Source organism: Catellatospora sp. TT07R-123 (genome assembly GCF_018327705.1).
In the GTDB taxonomy this organism is placed as follows: Bacteria; Actinomycetota; Actinomycetes; order Mycobacteriales; family Micromonosporaceae; genus Catellatospora.
The window spans coordinates 2436093-2459190 of sequence record NZ_BNEM01000001.1; the positions used below are offsets into that span (position 1 = coordinate 2436093).

Genomic DNA, 23098 nt, shown 5'->3' on the forward strand with positions numbered 1-23098 from the left:
CCCGCCTTTTTTATAGACGTTGGCCTATTACATTGACTGATCGAGTCGAAAAGTCGATGCAATAGGCCAACGTCGATATAAAACGGGGTGGGCCGACCCGGGCGCGGGTCGCGGGAGTGGCCGCGTCGCGTGGGAGGCTGGATCGGCGGTCAGATCTCGTCGGTCAGGTCCGCGACGGAGTTGACCACGCGGGACGGCAGGTACGGGTAGCGCTCCAGGTCGGACCTGCTGGAGATGCCGGTCAGCACCAGGATCGTGTGCAGCCCCGCCTCCAGCCCGCACAGCACGTCGGTGTCCATCCGGTCGCCGATCATCGCGGTCGACTCCGAGTGCGCCCCGATGCGGTTCAGTGCCGAGCGCATCATCATCGGGTTCGGCTTGCCCACGAAGTACGGCTCGATCCCGGTCGCCTTGGTGATCAGCGCCGCCACCGAACCCGCCGCGGGCAGCGCGCCCTCGTTGGACGGGCCGGTCGCGTCCGGGTTGGTGCAGATGAAGCGAGCACCCTTGTTGATCAGGCGGATCGCGGTGGTGATCGCCTCGAAGCTGTAGTTGCGGGTCTCGCCCAGCACCACGTAGTCGGGGTCGAAGTCGGTCATGATGTAGCCCGCCGCGTGCATCGCCGTGGTCAGGCCCGCCTCGCCGATGACGTACGCGCTGCCGCCCGGCCGCTGGTCGGACAGGAACTGCGCGGTGGCCAGCGCCGAGGTCCAGATCGCGCTCTCGGGCAGGTCGAAGCCGAGCCGGGTCAGCCGGGCCTGCAGGTCGCGCGGGGTGTAGATCGAGTTGTTGGTCAGCACCAGGAACGGCACCCCGGCCGCACGCAGCCGCCCGATGAACTCGGGCGCGCCGGGCACCGGCTCGCCCTCGTGCACCAGTACGCCGTCCATATCGGTGAGCCAGGCGGCGATCGGCTTGCGTTCGGTCATCGGGTTACCTCTCTCGAACTGCCCGTACGGGCGGCGGGCAGCAGTTGCTGGGGCAGACATCCCAGTGACCGAGGGTACCGAGCGCGGCACGGGGCCGCGTCCCCGGCTCCGTGCGCTCCCGCACCAGCTCGCGCACCATCGCCACGAAGCGCGGGTCGGCGCCGGGGGTGCCCGCGCGGGCGAAGCCGAGCCCGAGCTGGCGCGCGGTCGCCGCCGCCTCCTCGTCGAGGTCCCACAGCACCTCCAGGTGGTCGGAGACGAACCCGATCGGGCTCACCACCACCTGGGTGACGCCCTCCTTGGCCAGCACCTTGAGGTGGTCGTTGACGTCCGGTTCCAGCCACGGCACGTGCGGGGCGCCGGACCGGCTCTGCCACACCAGGTCCCAGCCCACACCGGGGGCGCCGCGGTCGGCGACCAGGCGCGCGGTCTCGCGCAGCTGAGCCTCGTACCGCCCGCCGGCCGGGCCGCTGGTCTCGGCCATCGACACGGGGATGGAATGCGCGGTGAACACCAGCCGGGTGGTCTCGTGCGCCGACACGTCCAGGGCCGCCAGGGCCCGGGCGACCGCGTCGGCGAACGGCTCGACGTACCCGGGATGGTCGTGGAAGTGCCGCAGCTTGTCCACGACGGGCGCCCGCGGGCCCACGGCCGCCCGCGCCGCCGCGATATCCCCCAGGTACTGCCGGCAGGACGAGAACGAGCCGAACGCGCTGGTCGCCAGCGCGATCGCGCGCTGGATGCCGTGGTCGCGCATCTGCGCGAGCGTGTCGGCCAGCATCGGCCGCCAGTTGCGGTTGCCCCAGTAGACCGGCAGGTCCACCCCGTTGGCCGCGAAGTCCGCCCGGATCGCCGCCACCAGCTCCCGGCACTGCGCGTTGATCGGCGACACCCCGCCGAACCGCTGGTAGTGCTCGGCCACCTCAGCCAGCCGCTCCGGCGGCACCCCTCGCCCCCGCGTCACGTTGTGCAGGAACGGCAGCACCTCATCGGGATGCTCCGGCCCCCCAAACGACAGCAGCAAAAAGCCGTCATACATGCGAAAAGCCTAGATCCCGCCCCCTACCCTCCGCACCCGCCCCCATGCCCCCTGTGGACAACCCCACCCCGCGCCCACCCGGGTGCGACGTCGATCAGGAACCTGTGCACGGGACACGCCGTCGAGCCGTGCCATAAGTTCATGATCAACGCAGGGAAAGGCGCGAGCCCGGCACCCCGTGGCGGGGGCCGGGCTCGTCGTGGGTGGGGCGTCAGGCGCCGGTGGCGTGGTAGCCGCCGTCGACGTGGATGATCTCGCCGGTGGTGGCCGGGAACCAGTCCGACAGCAGGGCGAGCACGGCCTTGGCGGTCGGCTCGGTGTCGGTGAGGTCCCAGCCCAGCGGGGCGCGGTCGGACCAGGACTCCTCGAACGCCTTGAAGCCGGGGATCGACTTGGCGGCCATGGTGCGCAGCGGGCCGGCCGACACCAGGTTGGTACGGATGCCCTGCTCACCGAGGTAGCGGGCGAGGTAGCGGGAGGCGGACTCCAGCCCGGCCTTGGCCACGCCCATCCAGTCGTACACCGGCCAGGAGACCGTGGCGTCGAAGGTGAGGCCGACCACCGAGCTCCCGCGCTGCATCAGCGGCAGGGTGGCCATGGCCAGCGCCTTGTACGAGTACGTCGACACGTGCACCGCCGTGGCCACGTCCTCCCACGGCGTCTCGAGGAAGGTCCCGCCCAGCGCGGTCGCCGGGGCGAAGCCGATCGAGTGGACCACGCCGTCCAGGCCGTCGACGTGCTCACGCACCCTGTCGGCCAGGCCGGCCAGGTGCTCGGTGTTGGTCACGTCGAGCTCGATCACCGGGGCCGCCTGCGGCAGCCGCTTGGCGATCCGCTCGACCAGCGACAGCCGGCCGAAGCCGGTGAGCACGACCGTGGCCCCCTGCTCCTGGGCCAGCTTCGCGACGTTGAACGCGATCGACTGCTCCGTGATCACACCGGTGACCAGGATGCGCTTGCCTTCCAGCAGCACGTCTCTATCTCCTCTACTCACATCTGTTGTTGATCACGGTGCCAGGGTGGTGACACGCCGTCGAACACGTCCATAAGTTCATGATCGACGGGAAAGGGGCGGACCTGCGGCCCGGCGGCGGGGCGGCGGGAGGTGGTGGTGGGGTCAGTGGCCCATGCCGAGGCCGCCGTCGACGGGGATGACCGCGCCGGTGATGTAGCCGGCGGTGTCGCCCGCGAGCCAGGTGACCACGCCGGCGACCTCGTCGACCGCGGCGATGCGGCCCGCCGGGATGGCCTTGCGGATCTCGGCCTTGCGGTCGTCGGTCAGCTTGTCGGTCATGTCGGTCTCGATGAAGCCGGGCGCGACCACGTTCGCGGTGATGTTGCGGGAGCCCAGCTCACGGGTGATGGAGCGGGCCACGCCCACCAGCCCGGCCTTGCTCGCGGCGTAGTTGACCTGCCCCGCGCCGCCGTACAGGCCGACCACCGAGGAGATGAAGATCATGCGGCCGAAGCGCCCGCGCACCATCTTGGTGGCGGCGCGGCGGGCGCAGCGCCAGGCACCGGTCAGGTTGGTGTCCAGCACCCGGGTGAACTGCTCCTCGGACATGCGCATCAGCAGCGTGTCGTCGGTGATGCCCGCGTTGGCGACGAGCACCTCGACCGGGCCGAGCTCGTTCTCGATCGTCGTGAACGCCGCGTCGACCGCCTCGGGGTCGGTGACGTCGCAGGTGACGCCGAGGATCTCCGGCGCGGTCGCGGGGTCGAACGTGCCGCGGTGCGTGATCGCCACCCGGTCGCCCTGCTTCACGAAAGCCTGCGCGATCGCCAGGCCGATACCCCGGTTGCCCCCGGTGACCAGGACGGTGCGTGCCACGGTTACTCCTTCGCGCGTCGGTGTGTCCGGCCTGAGCCTAGGACGCCGGTCAGGGCCCACCGGGTACGGCCCCAGCACCAAATACGACTAACATCTTTGGAGGAAACCTCCAAACACGCACCGTATACCCCGACCGGGTGGACACCACCGCCATGGCGGGTCGGCTGATGCGGACCCACCGCGCCGGTGCTGTACGATCCATGCGGTTGCGGACTCAGTTCCGCCTGTCGGACCCCGGCTTAAGGAGGTGATCGCTATGCGAGATAGCGATCCTCCGAGTCATGCCCGGGTTCTGCGAAGCGCAACTGTCTGACACGCGCTTTCCCCTCCCAGCCGTGCGGTTCTGAAGACCGCGGCGGTGGGCGGCCCGCGTGCCTCGTTCCTTCGCCAGTGCAATTCTCCCGGTCATGACTCTGCACCCGCGTGCCCCTCTGTTGCCCCGAAACGACAGCAGCCACCGGAGAAACCGTCATGAGCCGTTACGTAGCTCCCCTGGGCTTCACCCTTGCCGCGACCTGGGTAGGCGCCCTGTTCATCCTGCTCAGCAAGTGAGCTGAGCCCCCGCCCGGCAACGCCGCCGCGGCCGCACCACCGGCGCAGAGTTGCCTGGCAATCGGGCGTATCACCCACCCGGGTACGCCCGATTGCCAGGCAAATCGACGCTCGCCGGAGGCGCGCGGCACGGCCCGTCAGGGCAGGCGGGACGTCCAGAGCAGGCTCAGCGTGCCCGCCGCCAGGCAGCACAGCAGCGCCGCGGCCGCGAACCACTGGCCGATCTCGCGCGGCACCGTCCGGTAGCCGATGGACGAACCCATGTCCTGGTACACCTGGGTCAGCTCGGCCGCGGACGCCGCCTCGTAGAAGAAGCCGCCGGTCGTCTCGGCCAGCCCCGCCAGCGCCTGCCGGTCCACCGGCACCCGCTGGAGCTGCCCCGCGATGTCGACCACCCCGGCGTCGGTGCCGAACGCGATCGTCGTGACCGGAACGTTCGCCTCCACGGCGGCGGCAGCGGCCTCGTCGATCGAGCGGCCGTACGTCCGGTACCCGTCCGACAGCAGCACGATGCGCGCCGGCGGTGGTTCGTCGGCGCCGTCGCCGGGCACCGACCGGATCGCGTCCAGCGCCGTGAACACCGCCTCCCCGGTCGCGGTCGCCTCGGCCAGCTCCAGCCCGTCGATCGCCTCGCGTACGGCGGCCCGGTCCTTGGTCGGCGCCACCAGCACGTTGGCCGACTTCGCGAACGACACCAGCCCCAGGTTGTACGAGTCCGGCAGCTCGTCCACGAACGACTTCGCCGACTCCTGCGCCGCCTCGATCCGCGTCGGCGCCACGTCATCGGCCTGCATGGACAGCGACACGTCGATGGCCAGGATGACGGTGGCCCGCTCCAGCGGCTCCTGCGCCTGCACCGACGGCCGCGCCAGCGCCGTCACCAGCGCGAACAGTCCGGCCAGGAACAGCCCGGCGGCCACGTGCCGCCGCCAGCCCAGCCCGCGCGGCACCAGCGAGCGCAGCAGCTCCAGGTTGCTGAACGGCACCGCGGTGTCGCGGCGCCACCGGCGCAGCAGGTGCCGCCCCAGGTACGCCGCGGCCAGCCCCAGCACCGGCAGCAGCGCCACCAGCCACCACGGCGACAGGAACACCATCATCGGCTGCCTCCCCGGGTCCGGCGGTGCCGCTGCGCGGCGACGAAGCGCACGAGGTCCAGCAGCCAGTCCGAATCGGTACGCAGCCGCACCTGCCGCGCCCCGGCGGCCCGGATCGCGGCGGCGACGCGTTCCCGCTGCGCCGCGGCGGCGGCGCGGTAGCGCTCGCGCAGCCGGGCGTCGCCGGTCCGCACCTCGTGCCGCACCCCGGTCTCGGGGTCGACCAGTTCCAGCACGCCCGCGTCGGGCAGCTCCAGCTCGTACGGGTCCAGCACCTCGATCGCGAGCACCTCGTGGCGGACCGCGAGCTTGCGCAGCGGCCAGCCCCAGCGCTCCGGCGGGTCGAGGAAGTCCGAGACGACCACGGCCAGCCCCCGCCGCCGAGGCGGGGCGTTGAGCGCGTCGATCAGTCCCGCCAGGCTGTCCGGCGGGCCGGTCCGGCGGCCGCCGTCCGCGTCGTCGATCAGGCGCGCCACCGTACGCAGCAGGCCCTGCGCCTCGCGGCGGCCGGGCAGCGCCGGGCGGCGGACCAGCCCGCCGTCGCGGGTGGCGACGACGGCGCCGACGCGGTTGCCGCCGCGCACCGTCAGGTGGGTCATCGCGGCGGTCGCCGCCAGCACCAGGTCGCGCTTGAGCATCCGGGCGGTGCCGAAGTCCAGGCTCGGCGACAGGTCCAGCGCCAGCCAGGTCTCCAGCTCCCGGTCGGCGACGGTGAGCCGCACGTGCGGCACGGTGGTGCGCGCGGTGACGGGCCAGTCCATCCGGCGTACGTCGTCGCCGCTGCGGTACTCCCGCGACTCCCCCGCCTCGCTGCCCGGACCGGGCAGCAGCCCCAGGTAGTCGCCCTGGAGCAGCCCGTCGAGGCGCCGGTTGACCAGCAGTTGCAGCCGGCTGAGCGCGGCCGAGCCGGTGTCGGCGGGCGCGGCCGTGCCGGTCATGTCGCCTGCTGCCGCGGGGCCACGGCGGGCAGCGGCACCGCCGACAGCACCCGGCTGACGACGTAGTCGGCGGGCACCTCGTCGGCGAGCGCGTCGTAGGACAGCACCAGCCGGTGGCGCAGGATGTCCGGCGCGATGTCCTGCACGTCCTGCGGCAGGGCGTAGTCGCGCCCCCGCAGCAGCGCCAGCGCGCGGGTGGCCCGGACCAGGCCGAGCGAGGCGCGCGGGCTCGCGCCGTACTGGATGAGCCGGGCGACGTCGGGCACGCCGTGCTCGCCGGGGTCGCGGGTGGCCAGCACGAGGCGTACCGCGTAGTCGACCAGGGCGTTGTGCACGAACACCTGGTCGGCCCGCTGCTGGAGGCCGAGCAGGTCGGCGGTGGTGAATATGGGGGCCGCGCGCGGCGGGGAGACCCCCATCCGGTACACGATCTCGCGCTCCTCGACGTCGGTCGGGTAGCCGACCAGCACCTTCAGCAGGAAGCGGTCACGCTGCGCCTCCGGCAGCGGATACACCCCCTCCTGCTCGATCGGGTTCTGCGTCGCCATGACCAGGAACGGATCGGGTACGGCGTGGGTTCTGCCGCCCAGCGACACGTGCCGCTCGGCCATCACCTCCAGCAGCGCCGACTGCACCTTGGCCGGGGCCCGGTTGATCTCGTCGGCGAGCAGGAAGTTGACGAAGACCGGCCCCAGCTCGACGTCGAAGGACTCGCTGCTAGCCCGGTAGATGCGGGTGCCGACGATGTCGGCGGGCACCAGGTCCGGGGTGAACTGGACCCGGGCGAACGAGCCGCCGACGACGGTCGCCAGCGTCTCCACGGCCAGCGTCTTGGCCACCCCGGGCACGCCCTCCAGCAGGCAGTGCCCGCGGGCCAGCAGGGCCACGAACATGCGCTCGACCAGCCGGTCCTGCCCGACGATCACCTTCTTGACCTCGAACAGGGCCCGTTCGAGGTGGGTGGCGTCCTGGGCGGGGCTGACCGGTGCCGATGCCAGGGCCGGGGCCGGGGCCGTCGGGGCGGGCGGCGGGGTGTCGACGGGGTCGTCGTAGGTGGTCGGGTGCACCACGGCTCCTCTGCGTGCGGTCCGGTAACGCGAAAAACACCGCCCGCCGAGCCGTGCCGTACGAGCGGCTGGTCCTCAGCCTCGCACGCCAAGCCGACGTACACGGCAAAAATGTGTGAAAACCACATATGCCCACAAGCCAGATGATGATCTTTACTGCCGCGTTTTCATTCGAATGGATGCGCGCACCGCTCTTCCCTCCGCGGCGTGAGCATGGTTACTATTTCGGCGTTGCCGGGCGGCTTCCCCCGTGGCCGCCCGGCACGCCAAACACCCCGGCCGAGCCCCCGCGCTCGGCCGTTTCGCTTTCCCCGCCCGCCCCGGCCCGGACGGCTCGGCTGCCCCGGCCCGCCCCCGCCATAGCCCCGGCCCCGGGCTCCCGCCGACGCTGCTTGCGGCACGCGGCACGCACGGCATGGGGCACGCGCCGCGAAGATCAGCGGTTCCGGTCGTTTTCGCGGCTGTGAGCGCTGGAAACGACCGCAGACGGCGATCTTCTGAGGAAGATCAGCGCTTCCGGTACGCTCCTGGCCGTGACCGAGGAAGCGGCCCCGCCGATCTGCTCGCGCAAGGGCTGCCGTGCGGCCGCCGCGTGGGAGCTGCGCTGGAACAACCCGAAGCTGCACGCCCCCGACCGGCGCAAGTCCTGGCTCGCCTGCGACGAGCACGGCGAGTTTCTGGCCGACTTCCTCACGGCCCGCAACTTCCTCCGCGAAACCCTCCCCCTCCACCCCTGACCCGCCCAAGATCGGGAACCGGTGACCCACCCAAGATCGGGGCCTGCCCCAAGATCGGGCGAGTTGCCGGGCAATCGGGCGTATTCGGGTGCCCCGTTCCCCCGATTGCCCGGCAACTCGGCTGGTCTAGGGGGTGAGGGGTTCGGGTGGGCGGGTGGGGGTGGGGCGATCGTCTATCGTCGAACGCGTGAGCGAGCCGTCAGCCGCCCTGCCCTATGGTGATCCGGCCCTGGCCGGTGACCCGGTGACCAGTGCCCTCGATCCCGGCCCGCAGCGTGGCTGGCACCCCGTGTCGCCCCGGCTGGCCTGGCTGGAGCTGACCAGCATCGCCATCGGCACCGCGCTGCTGGTCGGCGCGTGCGGGGTGGGCTGGTCGCTGCTCGGCTGGCGCTGGCTGCCGTGGGCGGCGGGAGCGCTGCTGGTGCTCAACACGCTGCGGGCGGTGGTCGCGGTGCGGGCCGCCCGGTCGTACGGCTATGCCGAGCGCGAGCGCGACCTGCTGGTGCGCCACGGCCGGATGGTGCGCCACCTGTCGATCGTCCCGTACGCCCGGATGCAGTTCGTCGACGTGACCGCCGGGCCGCTGGAGCGGATGTTCGGCCTGGCCACGGTGCAGCTGCACACCGCGGCGGCGGCCAGCGACGCCACGGTGCCGGGCCTGGCCCCGGCGGAGGCGGTGCGGCTGCGCGACCGGCTGGCCGCTCTCGGCGAGAACGCCGGTGAGGGCCTGTGACCGAGCCCGGCCAGCCCGGCCGTCCCGCCCCGGCCACACCCGGCGGCGGCGCGACCGCCGCGGAGGACGGGACGGGCGCGGCGGGCGGCGGGACGGGTGGGACGGCGCAGGTGCTGCCGCGTACCCGGTTGCATCCGCTGACGCCGGTGCTCAAGAGTCTGCGGACGCTGACCCTGATCGTGGCGGCGGTGTCGTGGCGGGGCCTGCAGAACCTGGGGCTGGCGCACTACGCCGAGGCGCTGGTCGCGCTGCTGGTGCTGGTGCTGGTCTACTCGGCGGTGGCCTGGCGCTTCACCGGGTACGAGGTGGTGGGGCGGGAGCTCCGGGTGCACGAGGGGGTGCTGTCGCGGCGGGTGCGCGCGGTGCCGCTGGAGCGCCTCCAGTCGATCGAGGTGGTGCAGCCGCTGCTGGCGCGCCTGGCCGGCCTGGCCGAGCTGAAGCTGGACATGGCCGGCGGCGCCAAGTCGGAGGCACCGCTGGCGTTCCTGCCGCTGGCGCAGGCGACCGCCCTGCGGGCCCGGCTGCTCGCGATGGCCGCCACCACGCACGCGGGCGCCGGGCCGGCTGCCGTGCCCGAGGCCGCGAGCGCGAGCGCGGGTGCGGGTGCGGAAGACGTCGAGGCCGAGCCCGCCGACGTGTACCGCGTGGACAACGCCGTCGTGCTGCGCAGCCAGCTGCTCACCCCGCCCGTGATGTTCACGCCGCTGGCGGTGCTGTTCATCGTCGGGCAGCTCATGTTCAACAGCGACTTCGGCGTGTTCGCGCTGGCCAGTATGGTCACTGCGGTGGCGGGCACGATCGGCGCGCCCGCGATGCGGGTGCTGAACTTCTGGAACTTCCGGCTCGGCCGCGCCGCCGACGGTCGGCTGCGGATCAGGCACGGGCTGCTGGAGACGCGCAGCCAGCTGGTGGCCCCGCACCGGGTGCAGTCGCTGACGGTGACCTGGCCGCTGCTGTGGCGCGCCAAGGGCTGGCTGCGGGTCACCCTGGCGGTCGCGGGCCGGCGCGGGCACGAACCGGGGCAGGAGAGCCGGGCCGAGACCGACCGGCTGCTGCCGGTGGCCGACGTGGGCACCGCCCGCGCGCTGATCCCGCTGGCCGTGCCCGGCGTGGACCTGCTGGCGCTGCCGCTGGCACCGGTGCCGCCCGCGGCGGGCTGGCTGGTGCCGCTGCGGCGGCAGGTGCTGCGGGCGGGGCTGCTCGACGGTGCGTTCGCGTCCGTGGACGGGCTGATGACGCGGGTGCTGACCGTGGTGCCGTACGCCCGGATCCAGAGCGTGCGGCTGCGGCAGGGTCCGCTGCAACGCCGCCTCGGGCTGGCCACGGTGCTGGTCGACGTCGCGGGCGGGTCCCCGGCCGTGGCCCAGCACCGGACCCTGGCGCAGGCGCTGGCCTGGGCCGACGAGCTGACGGCGCGGGCCCGCGCCGCGCGCGAGGCGGCATGACCGGGCAGCGGGAGCCCTGCCCCTGGGTGGTGTGGCGCCAGGACGACAACGGCAACCGGTTCGTGGTGCGCCGGTGCGAGACCCGGGCCGAGGCCGACGAGCTGGCCGAGACCATGCAGGCCCGGGGCCACAAGCAGGTGTACTGGGTGGCCGCGGACTGAGCCCGTCCGGAAAGGATCATGGCCGCGGACAGGTCCGGCGGCCCGGGCAGGCTTTAGGCTGGGGCACATGGCTGGGCAGCTCACGGCGGGACTCACGGCGAAGGTGCAGTTGACGGTCGGCGACGCCGACACCGCGCAGGCGCTGGGCTCCGGCGACGTGCCGGTGCTGGCCACGCCGCGGGTGGTCGCGCTGGCCGAGGCGGCCACGGTGGCCGCGACGGCGCGGGCTCTGGACTCGGGCCAGACCACGGTGGGGGTACGGGTCGAGCTCGATCACCGCGCCGCCACCCCGATCGGCCGCCTGGTCACCGCCGAGGCGCTGCTGACCAAGGTCGACGGCCGGAAGCTGTTCTTCGACGTGACCGTGCGCGACGGCGAGACGGTCGCCGCCGAGGGCAAGGTGGAGCGGGTGCTGGTCGACCGCTCCCGCTTCCTGGAGAAGGCGATGGAATGACCGAGTTCACCGAGGTGGCCGACGGCGTCTTCGTGCTGGTGTATCCGACGCTGCGGGTCAACTGCACCCTGATCACGGGCGAGACCGGTGCGCTGCTGGTGGACACGCTGTCCACCGGCGGGCAGGCGCGCGAGCTGGCCGCGGCCGCCGCGCGGATCACCGCCAAGCCGCTGGGGCTGGTCAACACGCATTTCCACTTCGACCACTGCCTCGGCAACGCGACCCTGGCCGGGGCTGCCACGCCGATCTGGGGCCACACCGAGTGCGTGCGCGAGCTGCGCGACAACGGCGCGGCCTGGCAGCGGGCGTGGGAGCAGGAGCTGCTGGCCGAGGACGAGCCGCTGGCCCGCGAGGTGGGCCGGACCCCGATCGTGCCGCCGAACCGGCCGGTCGGCCGCCGGGACGTGGTGGACGTGGGCGGCCGGACGGTGGTGCTGGACTGGCACGGCCGCGGCCACACCGCGGGCGACCTGGTCGTCACCACGGGGTCGGTGGTCGTCGCGGGCGACCTGGTCGAGGAGGGGGCGCCGCCCGCGTTCGGGGACGCGTTCCCACTGGAGTGGCCGGAGACGCTGGCCTCGCTGGCCCGTGCCGTGCCCGCCGACGCGCTGATCGTGCCGGGGCACGGTGAGCTGGTCGACCCCGAGTTCCTGGGCATCGCCCACGAGGAGCTGGCCGCGCTGGACTGGCTGATCCGCGAGGCGCACGGCGACGGGGCCGACGTGGCGAAGGTAGCGGCGGCGAGCTCGCTGGCCCGCTGGGGCGGGCCGGGGCTGCGTGAGGCCGAGCTCGCGGTCCGCCGCGGCTACGCCCAGTTGGACGCCGCCACGGCGAACACGCTCGGCTGAGTCACCTGCCCGGCTGAGTCACCCGCCCGGCCGCGTCACTTGATCGCGTAGCCGCGCTTGAGCAGCTGGTACGCGTCGCCGCGCAGGCCCTTCTCGTCGGGCACGGCGAAGTCGACGGCGTCGGCGACACGGTTGATGGTGCAGAAGATGCCGCAGATGTGGATCACGTCGCGCACCCCGCGCTCGGTGACGCCCGCGTCGTAGGCCGCCTCGACCAGCTCCGGCCCGACCTCACCGGGCTTGAGCGTCAGCACTTCCAGCAGCGCGAAGGCGGCCCGCAGGCCGGGGCGCAGCGGCGCGGTGCGCCAGTCGGCGAGCACCGCCCGGGTCAGCTCGGGCCCGAGCGTGACCTCCACGACGGCGGCGTGGCTGCCCTCGCAGAAGCGGCACTGGTTGAGGTGCGACACGAACGAGGCCATCAGCTCCCGCTCGCCGATGCTCCACTCCGAGGGCCCGCGCAGCACGCGGTGCACCCACTCGGTGAACGGCTCGCCGAAGAACTCCCGCCGGTAGTGCAGGATCCTGAGGATGTCGGCCGGGGGGCGGCCGCTCGCGATCCGGATGATCTTCAGTTTCACCCGGTCGCTGAAGCGCCAGGAGCGGCTCAGGCTAGGCAGCCGCACTGGCCACCGCCCCGGTGTCGGCGGGGCGCGCCTGGTGCGGCGTACGCGGGGCACCGGCGGCATGGCGGGACCTGGCGCGGGCCAGCGCGGCCAGGCCGGCGTCGACGCGCCGCTGCCCGGCGCCCACCGCCACCGCCACGGTCAGCTCGTAGACCTGGTCCTCGGACCAGCCCGCGGCGAGCAGCTCCCGCACCTGCTCGTCGGTGCTGCGCCAGGCGTGCTCGCGCATGGTGCCGACGTAGCCGCGCAGTTCCTGCGACACCTCGTCGAGTTTGGCGGCCGCGACCGCCTGGCGCACCCGCGCCGGGGTCGAGCCGGGTCCGTCGAGGACCGCGTGCCGCAATGCGGCGAACAGGTCCTCGGGGGAAGAATCGTCGTTTTGCAGGGGCACGCAAGGCACCTTAGGTCGCGTTCGCCTTGTCCGCCAGATCCAGCCACCCGGTGGCGTCCAACGGCACACTTTCCCGGGTCAACGCAGCTTGAAGCTGAGATGTCGTGGGTGTGACCGCCAATCCGAAAAGGATGTCGGCCGGTCCGTCGGCCCGTACGCGGCCGGACGGGTCGTCGCAGATGAGCACCGAGACGACCGCACCGGACGGCGCGGGGCAACGGAGCAGGACCGCGCCGCCGCCGCTGGCGCGCAGCCGCCGGGCGATCCGCAGCGGCGGCACGGCCGGGCCGTACAGGGCGGCGATGTCCGTCGAGCCGATCACGAGCAGGTCGGCCCGCCAGGCGAACTCCTCGACGAGCTCTCGCAGGTACGGCAGCGCCGCCTCGGGGGCGGCGCTGAGATCGGCGTCGAGCAGGCGTGGCGGACCCGGCACCAGCCAGGACCCCCGGGCTGCCACGAGCAGGTCCGGTCTGATCAGCGACGACACTCCACACAGGATCGCCTGCGTCATCGCGCCTCCCCGGCCGGTATCGATACCGAGGCTCAGCATGGCACGCTGTTCACGCTTACGAAACCATCGATCCGACGACCGGTTTGGTCAGCAGCGCGGAGGCGTTGCGGCCCACGCCCGGGTCCAGCGTGCGCGTCACGAAGACGGCGTGCCAGACGCAGAACACCAGCACGGTCCAGATCTTGCGGGAGTTGTCGGCCGCCCCGGCCCGGTGCGCCTTGAGCAGCCCGTCGACGTAGGTCAGGTCGAGCAGGTCGTCGGCGCCGGAGGTGTGCAGGATCTCGCGGGCCCAGTCGTACATCTCGCCGGCCAGCCAGACCCGGGTCGGGGTCGGGAAGCCGAGCTTCGGGCGGTGCACGATGGCGGGCGGCACGATCCCCGCCAGGGCCTGGCGCAGCGCGTACTTGGTGGCGTGCGAGCGCGGCGGCACCTTCAGCTCGCGCGGGATGCGCGCGGCGACGTCGAAGACCACCCGGTCCAGGAACGGCACCCGCAGCTCCAGCGAGTGCGCCATCGACATCCGGTCGGCCTTGACCAGGATGTCGCCGCGCAGCCAGGTGTGGATGTCGACGTACTGCATGGTCGCGACGTCGTCGAGGCCGTCGGCGCGGGCCTGGGCGAAGTAGGGCGCGGTCACGTCGGTGTACTTGGCCGCGGCCTCGGCCGCCTCGGGGCGGCGCAGCAGGCGGCGGATCTCGGCCTCGTCGGTGAAGATGCGCGAGTTGCCGCAGAACCGCTCGGTGAGCGGGGTGGTGCCGCGTTCGAGGTAGCTCTTGCCGCGTACGCCCTGCGGGATGGCCTTGGAGATGGCCCGCAGCCCGCGGCGCATCCCGGCGGGCAGCCGGGTCACCGGGGCCAGCGACAGCGGCTCGCGGTAGATGCCGTATCCGCCGAAGAACTCGTCGGCGCCCTCGCCCGACAGCACCACCGTGACGTGCTCGGCCGCGGTCTGCGCCACGTGGTAGAGCGGGACCAGCGACGGGTCGGCGACCGGGTCGTCGAGGTGCCAGACGATGCGCGGCAGCGCCTGCATCATGTCCTGCGCCGTGATCTTCGTCGGGATGGTGGTGACGTCCAGGGCCCGCGCCGACTCCTGGGCCACCTCGATCTCGGAGTAGCCGGGCACGTCGAAGCCGACCGTGAAGGTCAGGATCTCCGGGTTCCACTCCCGGGCCAGGGCGACCACGGCGGTGGAGTCGATGCCGCTGGACAGGAAGGCGCCGACGGGCACGTCGGAGCGCATGTGCAGCCGTACGCTCTCGCGCAGCGTCTCGCGGATCTCCTCGAACAGGCGCCGCTCGTCGGAGACCGGGGTCGGCCGCAGCACCGGGCGGTACCACCGCCGCACGGTCAGCTCGCCGCCGGTGCGCAGCTTCGGGTCGGCCCCGGGACGCCAGGTCAGGCACTCGCCGGAGCCGATGCGCTCGATCCCCCGGTGCAGGGTGTGCGGCTCGGGGACGTACTGGAAGGTCAGCAGGTGCGACAGCTCGACCGCGCCGATGCCGGCGTTGCCCGCGGTGGCGCTGGCCGCGAACGGCAGCAGCGACTTCTTCTCGCTGGCCAGGTACAGCCCGTCGACGGTCTGGAGGTAGTGCATGGGCTTGATGCCGAACGGGTCGCGGGCGCCGAACGCGACCCGCTCCTGCCGGTCCCAGATGACGAAGGCGAACATCCCGCGCAGGCGGTCGAGCACCGCCTCGCCCCAGTAGTGGTATCCCGCCACGACCGTCTCGCCGTCGCCCAGGGTGGCGAACGGGGCACCGAACTCGGCCGCCAGCTCCTCGCGCAGCTCGACGTAGTTGTAGACCTCGCCGTTGAAGGTCAGCACGTACCGGCCCGGCTCGGCACCGTCGACCTGCGACCCGGCGGGGGGCCAGGGCAGCGGTTCCTTGGAGAACTCGACGTCGATGATGGCCAGCCGCTTGTGCGCGAAGATCGCGTCGCGGTCGACGACCTCCAGCCCGGTGTCGTCGGGACCGCGGTGATGCATCCTTTCCAGCGCCTCGGCGAGCGGTCTGGCGAAGGCATCAACCGTGGCATGACTACTGAAAAAGGCTAAAACTCCACACACATGCGCAATCATGCCACCCGCGAGCGGGCGATAGGCTCAGAACACACAAGGAGGCAGTCAGATGAACGACCAAGAGAAGAAGGGCACCGAGTCGCACGACCCCGCGTACCCGGAGAAGTTCCTTCAGTTCATGCGGTCCGGCTGGAGCGACACCGAGCTCCCCGTGACGCTGAGTGACGGTGCGCCCAACCACGCCAAGCGGCGTGCGGCGCTGTCGGCGGCGTTCGCGGGCGAGACGCTGGTGATCCCGTCCGGGCACGAGATGGTGCGCGCCAACGACACCGACTTCCCGTTCCGCCCCGGCAGCGACTTCGTCTACCTGACCGGCGAGCACGACCCCGAGAGCGTGCTGGTCCTGCGCCCCAACGGCTCCGGCCACGACGCCGTGCTGTACGTGCGCCCCCGCTCCCCGCGCGACACCGACGAGTTCTTCAAGGACCGCCGCTACGGCGAGCTGTGGATCGGCCGCCGCCACACCCTGCGCGAGAAGGCCGCCGAGCTGGGCATCGAGACCGCCCACCTGGACACCCTGCCCGGGGTGCTGGACGAGCTCGCCCCGTCGCGCACCCGGGTGCTGCGCAACCTGGACCCGCGCGTGGACGCGGCGGTCCGGCAGACCAGCCCCGACCGCGACCGCGAGCTCGCGTACGTCATCTCCGAGCTGAAGCTCGTCAAGGACGAGTGGGAGATCTCGCAGCTCCAGGACGCCATCGACGCCACCATCCGCGGCTTCGAGGACGTCGCCCGGATCATCCCGGCGGACCGGCCCGTGTCCGAGCGCCTCATCGACGGCGTGTTCGGCCTGCGGGCCCGCCACGACGGCAACACGGTCGGCTACAGCTCGATCGTGGGCAACGGCGCGCACGCGGCGATCCTGCACTGGATCCGCAACGACGGGCGCACCCGGCCCGGCGAGCTGCTGCTGATGGACATGGGCGTGGAGAACCGCAACCTCTACACCGCCGACGTCACCCGCACCGTCCCGGTCAGCGGCGCGTTCACGCCGCTCCAGCGCCAGGTCTACGACGTGGTGTACAAGTCGCAGCAGGCCGGCATGGACTTCATCAAGCCCGGCGTGAAGTTCCACGACGTGCACGTGACCTGCATGCGCGTGCTCGCCGAGGGCCTGTCCGACCTGGGCATCCTGCCGTGCGGCGTGGACGAGGCGATGGACAAGGACTCCGGCGTCTACCGCCGCTGGACCCTGCACGGCTTCGGCCACATGCTCGGCATCGACGTGCACGACTGCGCCCACGCCCGCAACGAGAAGTACCGCGACGGCGAACTCGGCGAAGGCTACGTCCTCACTGTCGAACCCGGCCTCTACTTCCAGCCCGAGGACGAGATGGTCCCCGCGGAACTGCGCGGCCTCGGCATCCGCATCGAAGACGACGTCCAGGTCACCGCGACCGGCTGCCGCAACCTCTCAGCAGGCCTCCCCCGCACCAGCACCGAGGTCGAGTCCTGGCTAGCCGCCCAGCGCGAGGCCGGCCCCCGCCTCCCGGCCTGACGCCCCCTCCCCCCACCCCGTTGATCATGAACTTATGGCACGGCTCGACGGCGTGTCCACGGCACAGCTTCCTGATCAACAAAGTGAAAGGGGCGGCCCGCTCGATGCGGGCCGCCCCTTTCACCATCTGGCCTACCGGGTGACGAAGACCGCCACGGTGCGGGCCGGGACCGTGAAGGTGCCGGTCGTGGCCGTGAAGGCGGACTGGCGGACGGCCGGGTCGGCCGAGGATGCCAGCACCGGGTGCAGGACCAGGTGGGCGCCGCGCAGGGCGGCGACCGTCTGCGCGGCCGACGCCGGGGTCGCGTTGAACACGACCACGATCGTCTCGGCGCCCCGCTTGAGCTGCATGGTGATCACACCCGGCGTCTCGTTCGCGCCGGACAGCGGGAAGGACACGACCCGCTGCACGTCGTCGGCCGTACCCAGGCTGAACAGGCCGCTGGACGCGCGGACCCGCAGCAGCTCGGCGAACCGCGCCCCCGCCAGGTCGATCGCCTGGCACGTCGGCACCAGCGCCGGGTCGGCCAGCAGCGGCTGCGCGTACGGCCACTTGCTGCTGTTGTCCGCCGCCGGGGGCAGGCCGCGCCCGAACCCGTTGCCGTCCGCGCAGTTCCACTGGATCGCGTTGAACCAGTCGCCGGAGTTGAACGAGTTGCGGTCCAGCGACTTCGACCGCAGCCGGTCCGACCCGGCCGTGACGAAGCCCGTGCCCTGGCTGAACACCACGGTCGACAGGGCCAGCACCTGCATCCGGGCCCGGTCCAGCGCCCCGGTGGTCGCGGGCAGCTTGTACGCCAGCGCGTCGAACAGGATCTCGTTGTCGTGCGCGTCGACGTAGTTCACCGCCTCGCCCGGCGCCTTGGTGTATCCGGCCGGCGAACCGTTGTAATCCACCTCGGCGCCGGTGACCCGGTGCCCCGACGAGTCGGTGAACCCGAACCCGGCCAGGTTGCCCGCCAGCCCGACCTTGATCTGGTCCTGCTGGCGCAGCAGCCGCGCCTTCTGCTCGGCCGCGGTGCCGTTGACGGCGTCGCCGTTGGGGTCGGTGTACAGCCCCGAGGCGAAGCCCTGGATGCGCGGGTTGCCGTCGAACGGGCCGCCGCCGCGGACCGCGTCGCGCAGCCGGTCGTTGAAGGTGGCGATGCCGGTGCCCGCCATCTCCGCCTGCGTGGCCTGCACGAACCGGGCGTTGTTCGCGACCTCGCCGAAGTTCCAGCCCTCGCCGTAGAGCAGGACCGCCCTGCCGTCCACTCCGTCGCGAGCCACGGTGAGCTTGTCCAGCGCGGCACGCACGTCGAGCAGGTTCTGCTTCGGGTGGTGGCCCATCAGGTCGAACCGGAACCCGTCCACCCTGTACTGCTTCGCCCAGGTGACGACCGAGTCGACGACGAGCTTGCCCATCATCGCGTGCTCGGGTGCGGTGTTGGCGCAGCAGGTGGAGGTGGCCACGCTGCCGTCGTCGAGCAGCCGCTGGTAGTAGCCGGGCACGATCTGGTCCAGCACCGAGTGCGGGTCGACGCCCGACGCCGAGGTGTGGTTGTAGACCACGTCCAGCACCACTCGCAGGCCCGCCCGGTGGATGCCGTCCACCATGGACCGGAACTCGGCGTTGCGCGCCGTGCCGGTCGGGTCGACGGCGTAGCCGCCCTCCGGGACCGTGTAGTGCAGCGGGTCGTACCCCCAGTTGTAGCCGTCGGTGGCCGCGACCGCGCCCACGCACTCCTGCTGGGTCTGCGCGTCCCGGGCCATCGCCGGCAGGTCGCAGGCGGGCTGCTGCTGGTCGGCGCGCAGCTCGGGGATGGTGGCGAAATCGAACACCGGCAGCAGGTGCAGGTGGGTGACCCCGGCCTGCGCCAGCTCCTTGAGGTGCTTCATCCCGGCGGTCGACGGGTCGGTGAACGCGGCGTACGTGCCGCGCCGGCCCGCCGCCACCGTCTGGTCGGCGACGGAGAAGTCCCGCACCGACAGCTCCTGGATCTGCGCCCGGCCCGTGTACGACGGGCTGCGCACCGCCCCCGCGGGCAGCGTCGCGCCCAGATCCACCAGCAGGCTGTGCGTCGAGTTCGCCGCCAGGGCCACCGAGTACGGGTCGGTCACCGAGGCCGTCACCACCTGCCGCGTCGCGGGCTGCCACGCGGTCACCTTGAACCGGTAGTACTTCCCGGCCCAGCTCGCCGGACCCGACGCCTTCCACACGCCGGTGGCGTCGTCGCGGTCCATCTCGACGGTCTCCGGCTGCGCCGACGGGCTGTCGAACAGCTCCAGCGCGACGTCCGTGGCCGTCGGTGCCCATACCGAGACACTGGGCTTGCCCTTGCTGAACACCGGGCCGAGCGCCGCCTTGACGGCACCGGCGTACACGTCGTCGAGCGCGCCCGGGATCTGCACGCCGGTCGCCGAGATCAGCTTGCCGGTGTGGTCGCTCTCGGTCACCACGAGCTGCCCGCGCAGCGCCGCCTTGACCGCGGCCAGGTCGGCCCCGGTGAGGCCGAACGCGCCGTACGCCCACAGCTGCGGATACGCCTGCCGCTGCCCCTCGGTCAGCCCGCCGCGCGCGGCCAGCCGGATCCGGGTGAAGTCACCGGCGATCGCGCCGTCCACCACGGACAGCCCGCCGTGCGGGGCCACGACCAGGTCGTAGACGTGCCCGTCGGTGTCGCGCTTGTTCCAGGCGACGGTGCCCCGGTCGATCCACTGGGCGTACGACTTCGTCAGGTCGATGTCGAGTGCCGCCGCCTTCTCGCCCGGCCGCAGGTACTTCTGCTGCCCGGACAGCATCCAGACCTCGTGCCCGCTCTTGGCGAAGTCGAGCCGCTGGTCGCTGGGCAGGTCCTTCTCGTCGCCCCGGTGCACGATGTAGTTGAGCCCGGTCGCCCCGTCGACCAGCGGCACCCGCCAGTACGCGCCGTACGCGTCGGTGCCGGTCGGCAGCATCGGGCTGCCCCAGTCCACCGGGTTCGCGTTGCCGTCCCACAGGTGCAGGCCCCAGCCGGTGTAGTTCCCGTCCTCGCGGCGCAGGTGCAGCACCGCGGTGTGCTCGGCGGCCGCCCGGGTCGGGTGCGCCGTCGTGTCACCGGACGCGATCCACGCCTCGCCGATGCTCATGTCCACAGCCTGGTCCGCCCCGGGGTCCTTGGCGTCCCCGTTGTGGATGATGAAGTTCACCGGCTTCGCCGGGTCGCCGACGGGCACGTTCCAGTATGCGCCGTACGCGTCGGTGCCGTCCGGCTGTCGCGGGCTGCCCCAGTCGGTGCCCGCCCCGGACGCCAGCCCGTCGCCCCACAGGTGCAGGCCCCAGCCCGCGTACGCCCCGTCGGGACGCCGGTAGTGGATGCTGACGTGCCCGGTGGCTGCCGCGTACGAGCTGTACACGTTCGCGTCGCCGGACTTCAGCCAGACCTCGCCGACCCGGCTGGGGTCGAAGCTGCGGTCGGCCTCGACGTCCTTGGCCCCGGACCCGTTCACGACCAGGAAGCCGACGTTCGTGGCACCCGGCTTGACCTTCACCCAGGCGAACCGGCCGTAGGCGTCCTCGCCCGCGAACGGTTGGCCCTGCGGCCACGGGTGCTGGCTGTCGCTGTCACCCCAGGTGTAGACGCCCCACGGGGCGTAGTCGCCGTCGCCGCGCTGGTAATGGACCAGCACGTACTCGCGCTGGGCGGCCTGCTGCGGGGAGGCCACGGTGATCGCCGAGGCGGCGGCCGCCGTCCGGCCCCCGCTGTCGCGGACCACCGCCTTGTAGTGCACCGCCGTGCCACCGGCCAGGCCGGTCAGGTCGTGCTGCACGGTGTACGGCGCGTGCGTCGCGGTGCCGAGCACCTTCCACGGGCCGTCGCCGACCTGCGCCGCGAACGTGACAGCCGCGGTCGGGTCGCCGCTGACCTGCGCGGTCACGGTGGCCAGGGTCGCCACGGCGGCACCGTCGGCCGGGGCCGCGATCGACACCTGCGGCGCGTCGGCGGCGGGCAGCGCCCGGTCGGCGCGCAGCACGACGCTGGACAGCGCCGGGACCTCGATCGTCAGCTTGCCGTCGGCCCCGGTGCTCGGACCGGCGCCGACCGCAGGATAGATCCGGCCGAAGCTCGCGCCCGGGGTCGCCGTGTCGACCGTGATCGTCCGGGCCTCGGTGGCGGAGTTGGTCGCCACCACGTACTCGACGCGCTGGCTCGGCAGGATGCGGGAGAAGGCGAAGACGCCGTCCCCGGCGTGCCGGGTCAGCTGGATGCCCTCGCGCAGCGCCGGGTGCGCCTGGCGCAGGGCGCCGAGGTCGGCGATGGCGCGGTACAGCGGGTGCGTCGTGTCGTACTGGTCGACGGCGTGGGTGCGGTCGGTGCCGAGCAGGTCGTCGTCGAGGTAGTCGGCGACCTGGCTGGCGAACATGTCCTGGCGGGCGTCCTTGTCCCCGCCCGCCCCGGTGAAGCCCTGCTCGTCACCGGAGTAGACGACCGGCTGGCCCCGGGTCAGGAACATCAGCTCGTGGGCGAGCCTGTCACGCAGCAGCGCGCTGTCGGCGTCGGCGCCGCTGCTGCGGATGAAGGTGCCGATGCGGCCCATGTCGTGGTTGCCCAGGAACGTGGGCAGGCTGTTCGCGTCGGTGCCGCGGCTGGTGTACGCGCCGTCGGCGGCGTACAGGTCGGCCAGGCCCTGGCCGGAGCCGCCGGTGACGAAGCCCTGCGCGGCGGCCTGGAAGCCGAAGTCGAGCGTGGCGGGCAGCCGCCCCTGGCGCACGAAACTCGACATGATCGCCGGGTCGGCCGAGTAGACCTCGCCGAACATGAAGAAGTCGGGCTTGCCCGCCTTCGCCGCCGCCTGGGCGATGCCCTGGCTGAACTGCGGCCAGAAGTCCATGTCGACGTGCTTGACGGTGTCCATCCGGTAGCCGTCGATGCCGGTCTGCGCGATCCAGTCGCCGTAGATCTTCGTCATGCCCCGCACGACCTCGGGCCGCTCGGTCCACAGGTCGTCCAGGCCGAAGAAGTCGCCGTAGGTGCTGTTCTCGCCGGCGAAGGTCGAGTCGCCCCGGTTGTGGTACATGGTCGGGTCGTTGAGCCAGGCGGGCACCTTCAGCTTGGCGTCGGCCGAGCTGGCGAACGTCGGCGTGTACGGGAACGACGTCCGGTCAACCTTCGGGAAGCCCCTGCCCCCTGCGGCATAGTTGGCGTCCTCGAAGCTGCGCCCCTGCGCGTCGGTGTAGGGGCTGGTCTTCTTGTCCACATACGAGTACTGGTTTTCCTCGTACTTGATGACGTCCGCCGTGTGGTTGACGATCACGTCGAGGTAGATCTTGATGCCGCGCTGGTGCGCGAGCTTGACCAGCTTCTTCAGGTCGGCATTGGTCCCGAAATGCGGATCGACCTGGGTGAAGTCGGTGATCCAGTACCCGTGGTAGCCGGCCGAGGCGTCCGCGCCCGTGCCCTGCACCGGCCGGTTCTTGAACACCGGCGCCAGCCAGATCGCGGTGGTGCCCAGGCCCTGGATGTAGTCGAGCTTTTCCGTCACCCCGGCCAGGTCGCCGCCGTGGTAGAAGCCCTTGTCCGTCTTGTCCAGGCCGGTGCTGAGCCGGTCGCCGGTCAGCCCGCCCTTGTCGTTGCGCGGATCGCCGTTGGCGAACCGGTCGGGCAGTACGAAGTAGAACTGCTCGGCGCGGCGCGGAGCGGCGGTGCCCGCGGCGGCGGCCAGGGCGGCTGCGGTCGGTTCGTCGCTGAACCAGGTGTCGCCGGCCTCGGTCCACTGCCGGGCCGGGGCGGTCAGGGCCCGGATCACCACGATCGGGGCGGCGCCGACCAGCAGCGCGAGTAGTCCTATCAGGAGGTAGCGGCCGTGCCGTGAAGTGCGGCGGTGCACCGCCGCCACGGCACGCGCACCGAATGCGCGAACGGCTGTCATGGGGGCTTCTTCCGTGTGGGTGTCTGGGGTCACACGAGCATCAGCCGCAACATACGGGTAACTGAAATGTTTCCGCAAGAGGCTGCAAGATCTGACAGCACCCGACAACCTCACGCAACCACATCCAGCGCCCAAAGCGAAGGAAGGGCACCTTCCACTCGTTTTGCGAGGTAGAAGGTGCCCTTGTTGACGCGGACGGGTGTCGCCCACACGCGGGTCTGGGGTTGCCGCAGCCAGGCATTGCGCCTGGAATGGACATATGGGTCGCAGTCGTG

At 72.1% G+C, this 23098-nt stretch carries 19 protein-coding genes; 7 read left to right on the top strand and 12 right to left on the bottom strand.

Translation table 11 applies throughout. The features are described from left to right. Positions 1 to 149: 149 nt before the first annotated feature. The 7 genes from Cs7R123_RS10305 to Cs7R123_RS10335 form a co-directional block, all read right to left on the bottom strand. Entirely contained in the window at positions 150 to 929 is a 780-nt protein-coding gene (locus Cs7R123_RS10305) for an HAD-IIA family hydrolase (protein ID WP_212825517.1), read from the bottom strand. 4 nt (positions 930 to 933) lie between these two features. Next, a complete protein-coding gene (locus Cs7R123_RS10310) occupies positions 934 to 1968 on the bottom strand; it encodes a ferrochelatase (protein ID WP_212825519.1) in 1035 nt (344 codons plus the stop codon). A gap of 211 nt (positions 1969 to 2179) precedes the next feature. Next, complete coding sequence (fabI, locus tag Cs7R123_RS10315) at positions 2180 to 2941, bottom strand: enoyl-ACP reductase FabI (RefSeq protein WP_212825521.1); 762 nt, start codon at positions 2939 to 2941, stop codon at positions 2180 to 2182. Between the two features lie 144 nt (positions 2942 to 3085). Beyond that, positions 3086 to 3799 (bottom strand): 3-oxoacyl-ACP reductase FabG, encoded by a 714-nt coding sequence (gene fabG, locus Cs7R123_RS10320; RefSeq protein WP_212825523.1) that lies wholly within the window; start codon positions 3797 to 3799, stop codon positions 3086 to 3088. Between the two features lie 689 nt (positions 3800 to 4488). Next, the gene (locus Cs7R123_RS10325; RefSeq protein ID WP_212825525.1) at positions 4489 to 5448 is read right to left on the bottom strand and encodes a VWA domain-containing protein; all 960 of its coding nucleotides are present in this window, start codon (positions 5446 to 5448) and stop codon (positions 4489 to 4491) included. After that, positions 5445 to 6383 (bottom strand): DUF58 domain-containing protein, encoded by a 939-nt coding sequence (locus tag Cs7R123_RS10330; RefSeq protein ID WP_212825527.1) that lies wholly within the window; start codon positions 6381 to 6383, stop codon positions 5445 to 5447. Before Cs7R123_RS10330 ends, Cs7R123_RS10325 begins: the two co-directional genes overlap by 4 nt. Continuing rightward, positions 6380 to 7453, bottom strand: a complete 1074-nt coding sequence (locus Cs7R123_RS10335) for an AAA family ATPase (protein ID WP_374706928.1) — start codon at positions 7451 to 7453, stop codon at positions 6380 to 6382. Before Cs7R123_RS10335 ends, Cs7R123_RS10330 begins: the two co-directional genes overlap by 4 nt. 530 nt (positions 7454 to 7983) lie before the next feature. Here Cs7R123_RS10335 and Cs7R123_RS10340 point away from each other — a divergent pair. The 6 genes from Cs7R123_RS10340 (at position 7984) to Cs7R123_RS10365 (ending at position 11828) form a co-directional block, all read left to right on the top strand. Continuing rightward, positions 7984 to 8187 carry a hypothetical protein gene (locus Cs7R123_RS10340; protein ID WP_244871742.1) on the top strand — a complete coding sequence of 68 codons (204 nt, stop codon included), beginning with the start codon at positions 7984 to 7986 and terminating at the stop codon, positions 8185 to 8187. A gap of 208 nt (positions 8188 to 8395) precedes the next feature. Continuing rightward, positions 8396 to 8920 (top strand): PH domain-containing protein, encoded by a 525-nt coding sequence (locus Cs7R123_RS10345; protein ID WP_374706984.1) that lies wholly within the window; start codon positions 8396 to 8398, stop codon positions 8918 to 8920. After that, positions 8917 to 10365, top strand: a complete 1449-nt coding sequence (locus Cs7R123_RS10350; protein ID WP_244871743.1) for a PH domain-containing protein — start codon at positions 8917 to 8919, stop codon at positions 10363 to 10365. Before Cs7R123_RS10345 ends, Cs7R123_RS10350 begins: the two co-directional genes overlap by 4 nt. Continuing rightward, positions 10362 to 10526, top strand: coding sequence for a hypothetical protein (locus tag Cs7R123_RS10355; RefSeq protein WP_212829310.1), 165 nt, complete (start codon positions 10362 to 10364; stop codon positions 10524 to 10526). Before Cs7R123_RS10350 ends, Cs7R123_RS10355 begins: the two co-directional genes overlap by 4 nt. A gap of 67 nt (positions 10527 to 10593) precedes the next feature. Continuing rightward, positions 10594 to 10980 carry a thioesterase family protein gene (locus Cs7R123_RS10360; protein WP_212825531.1) on the top strand — a complete coding sequence of 129 codons (387 nt, stop codon included), beginning with the start codon at positions 10594 to 10596 and terminating at the stop codon, positions 10978 to 10980. Next, a complete protein-coding gene (locus Cs7R123_RS10365) occupies positions 10977 to 11828 on the top strand; it encodes an MBL fold metallo-hydrolase (protein WP_212825533.1) in 852 nt (283 codons plus the stop codon). The genes Cs7R123_RS10360 and Cs7R123_RS10365 overlap by 4 nt, the downstream gene beginning before the upstream one ends. Before the next feature lie 35 nt (positions 11829 to 11863). On the opposite strand, the gene Cs7R123_RS10370 is transcribed toward Cs7R123_RS10365, so the two are convergent. The 4 genes from Cs7R123_RS10370 to asnB are packed head-to-tail and all read right to left on the bottom strand — an operon-like array spanning position 11864 to position 15424. Beyond that, entirely contained in the window at positions 11864 to 12451 is a 588-nt protein-coding gene (locus tag Cs7R123_RS10370) for a carboxymuconolactone decarboxylase family protein (protein WP_212825535.1), read from the bottom strand. After that, positions 12438 to 12842 carry a hypothetical protein gene (locus tag Cs7R123_RS10375; protein ID WP_212825537.1) on the bottom strand — a complete coding sequence of 135 codons (405 nt, stop codon included), beginning with the start codon at positions 12840 to 12842 and terminating at the stop codon, positions 12438 to 12440. Before Cs7R123_RS10375 ends, Cs7R123_RS10370 begins: the two co-directional genes overlap by 14 nt. A gap of 10 nt (positions 12843 to 12852) precedes the next feature. Then, the gene (locus tag Cs7R123_RS10380; protein ID WP_212825539.1) at positions 12853 to 13353 is read right to left on the bottom strand and encodes a hypothetical protein; all 501 of its coding nucleotides are present in this window, start codon (positions 13351 to 13353) and stop codon (positions 12853 to 12855) included. Positions 13354 to 13408: 55 nt separating this feature from the next. Continuing rightward, positions 13409 to 15424 (bottom strand): asparagine synthase (glutamine-hydrolyzing), encoded by a 2016-nt coding sequence (gene asnB, locus Cs7R123_RS10385; RefSeq protein WP_212825541.1) that lies wholly within the window; start codon positions 15422 to 15424, stop codon positions 13409 to 13411. Between the two features lie 61 nt (positions 15425 to 15485). Between asnB and Cs7R123_RS10390 the strand changes: the two genes are divergently transcribed. Beyond that, positions 15486 to 16934, top strand: a complete 1449-nt coding sequence (locus Cs7R123_RS10390) for an aminopeptidase P family protein (protein WP_212825543.1) — start codon at positions 15486 to 15488, stop codon at positions 16932 to 16934. 132 nt (positions 16935 to 17066) lie between these two features. Here Cs7R123_RS10390 and pulA read toward each other — a convergent pair whose 3' ends face one another. Then, positions 17067 to 22823 carry a pullulanase-type alpha-1,6-glucosidase gene (gene pulA / locus Cs7R123_RS10395; protein ID WP_212825545.1) on the bottom strand — a complete coding sequence of 1919 codons (5757 nt, stop codon included), beginning with the start codon at positions 22821 to 22823 and terminating at the stop codon, positions 17067 to 17069. Between the last annotated feature and the right edge of the window lie 275 nt (positions 22824 to 23098).

What these genes read in the sequence shown, in the direction of transcription:
- Cs7R123_RS10310 (WP_212825519.1), bottom strand. Translation starts at nt 1,968, where the DNA reads ATGTATGACGGCTTTTTGCTGCTGTCGTTTGGGGGGCCGGAGCATCCC.
- pulA (WP_212825545.1), bottom strand. Translation starts at nt 22,823, where the DNA reads ATGACAGCCGTTCGCGCATTCGGTGCGCGTGCCGTGGCGGCGGTGCAC.
- Cs7R123_RS10305 (WP_212825517.1), bottom strand. Translation starts at nt 929, where the DNA reads ATGACCGAACGCAAGCCGATCGCCGCCTGGCTCACCGATATGGACGGC.
- Cs7R123_RS10380 (WP_212825539.1), bottom strand. Translation starts at nt 13,353, where the DNA reads ATGACGCAGGCGATCCTGTGTGGAGTGTCGTCGCTGATCAGACCGGAC.
- Cs7R123_RS10325 (WP_212825525.1), bottom strand. Translation starts at nt 5,448, where the DNA reads ATGATGGTGTTCCTGTCGCCGTGGTGGCTGGTGGCGCTGCTGCCGGTG.
- Cs7R123_RS10355 (WP_212829310.1), top strand. Translation starts at nt 10,362, where the DNA reads ATGACCGGGCAGCGGGAGCCCTGCCCCTGGGTGGTGTGGCGCCAGGAC.
- Cs7R123_RS10360 (WP_212825531.1), top strand. Translation starts at nt 10,594, where the DNA reads ATGGCTGGGCAGCTCACGGCGGGACTCACGGCGAAGGTGCAGTTGACG.
- Cs7R123_RS10390 (WP_212825543.1), top strand. Translation starts at nt 15,486, where the DNA reads ATGAACGACCAAGAGAAGAAGGGCACCGAGTCGCACGACCCCGCGTAC.
- Cs7R123_RS10330 (WP_212825527.1), bottom strand. Translation starts at nt 6,383, where the DNA reads ATGACCGGCACGGCCGCGCCCGCCGACACCGGCTCGGCCGCGCTCAGC.
- Cs7R123_RS10365 (WP_212825533.1), top strand. Translation starts at nt 10,977, where the DNA reads ATGACCGAGTTCACCGAGGTGGCCGACGGCGTCTTCGTGCTGGTGTAT.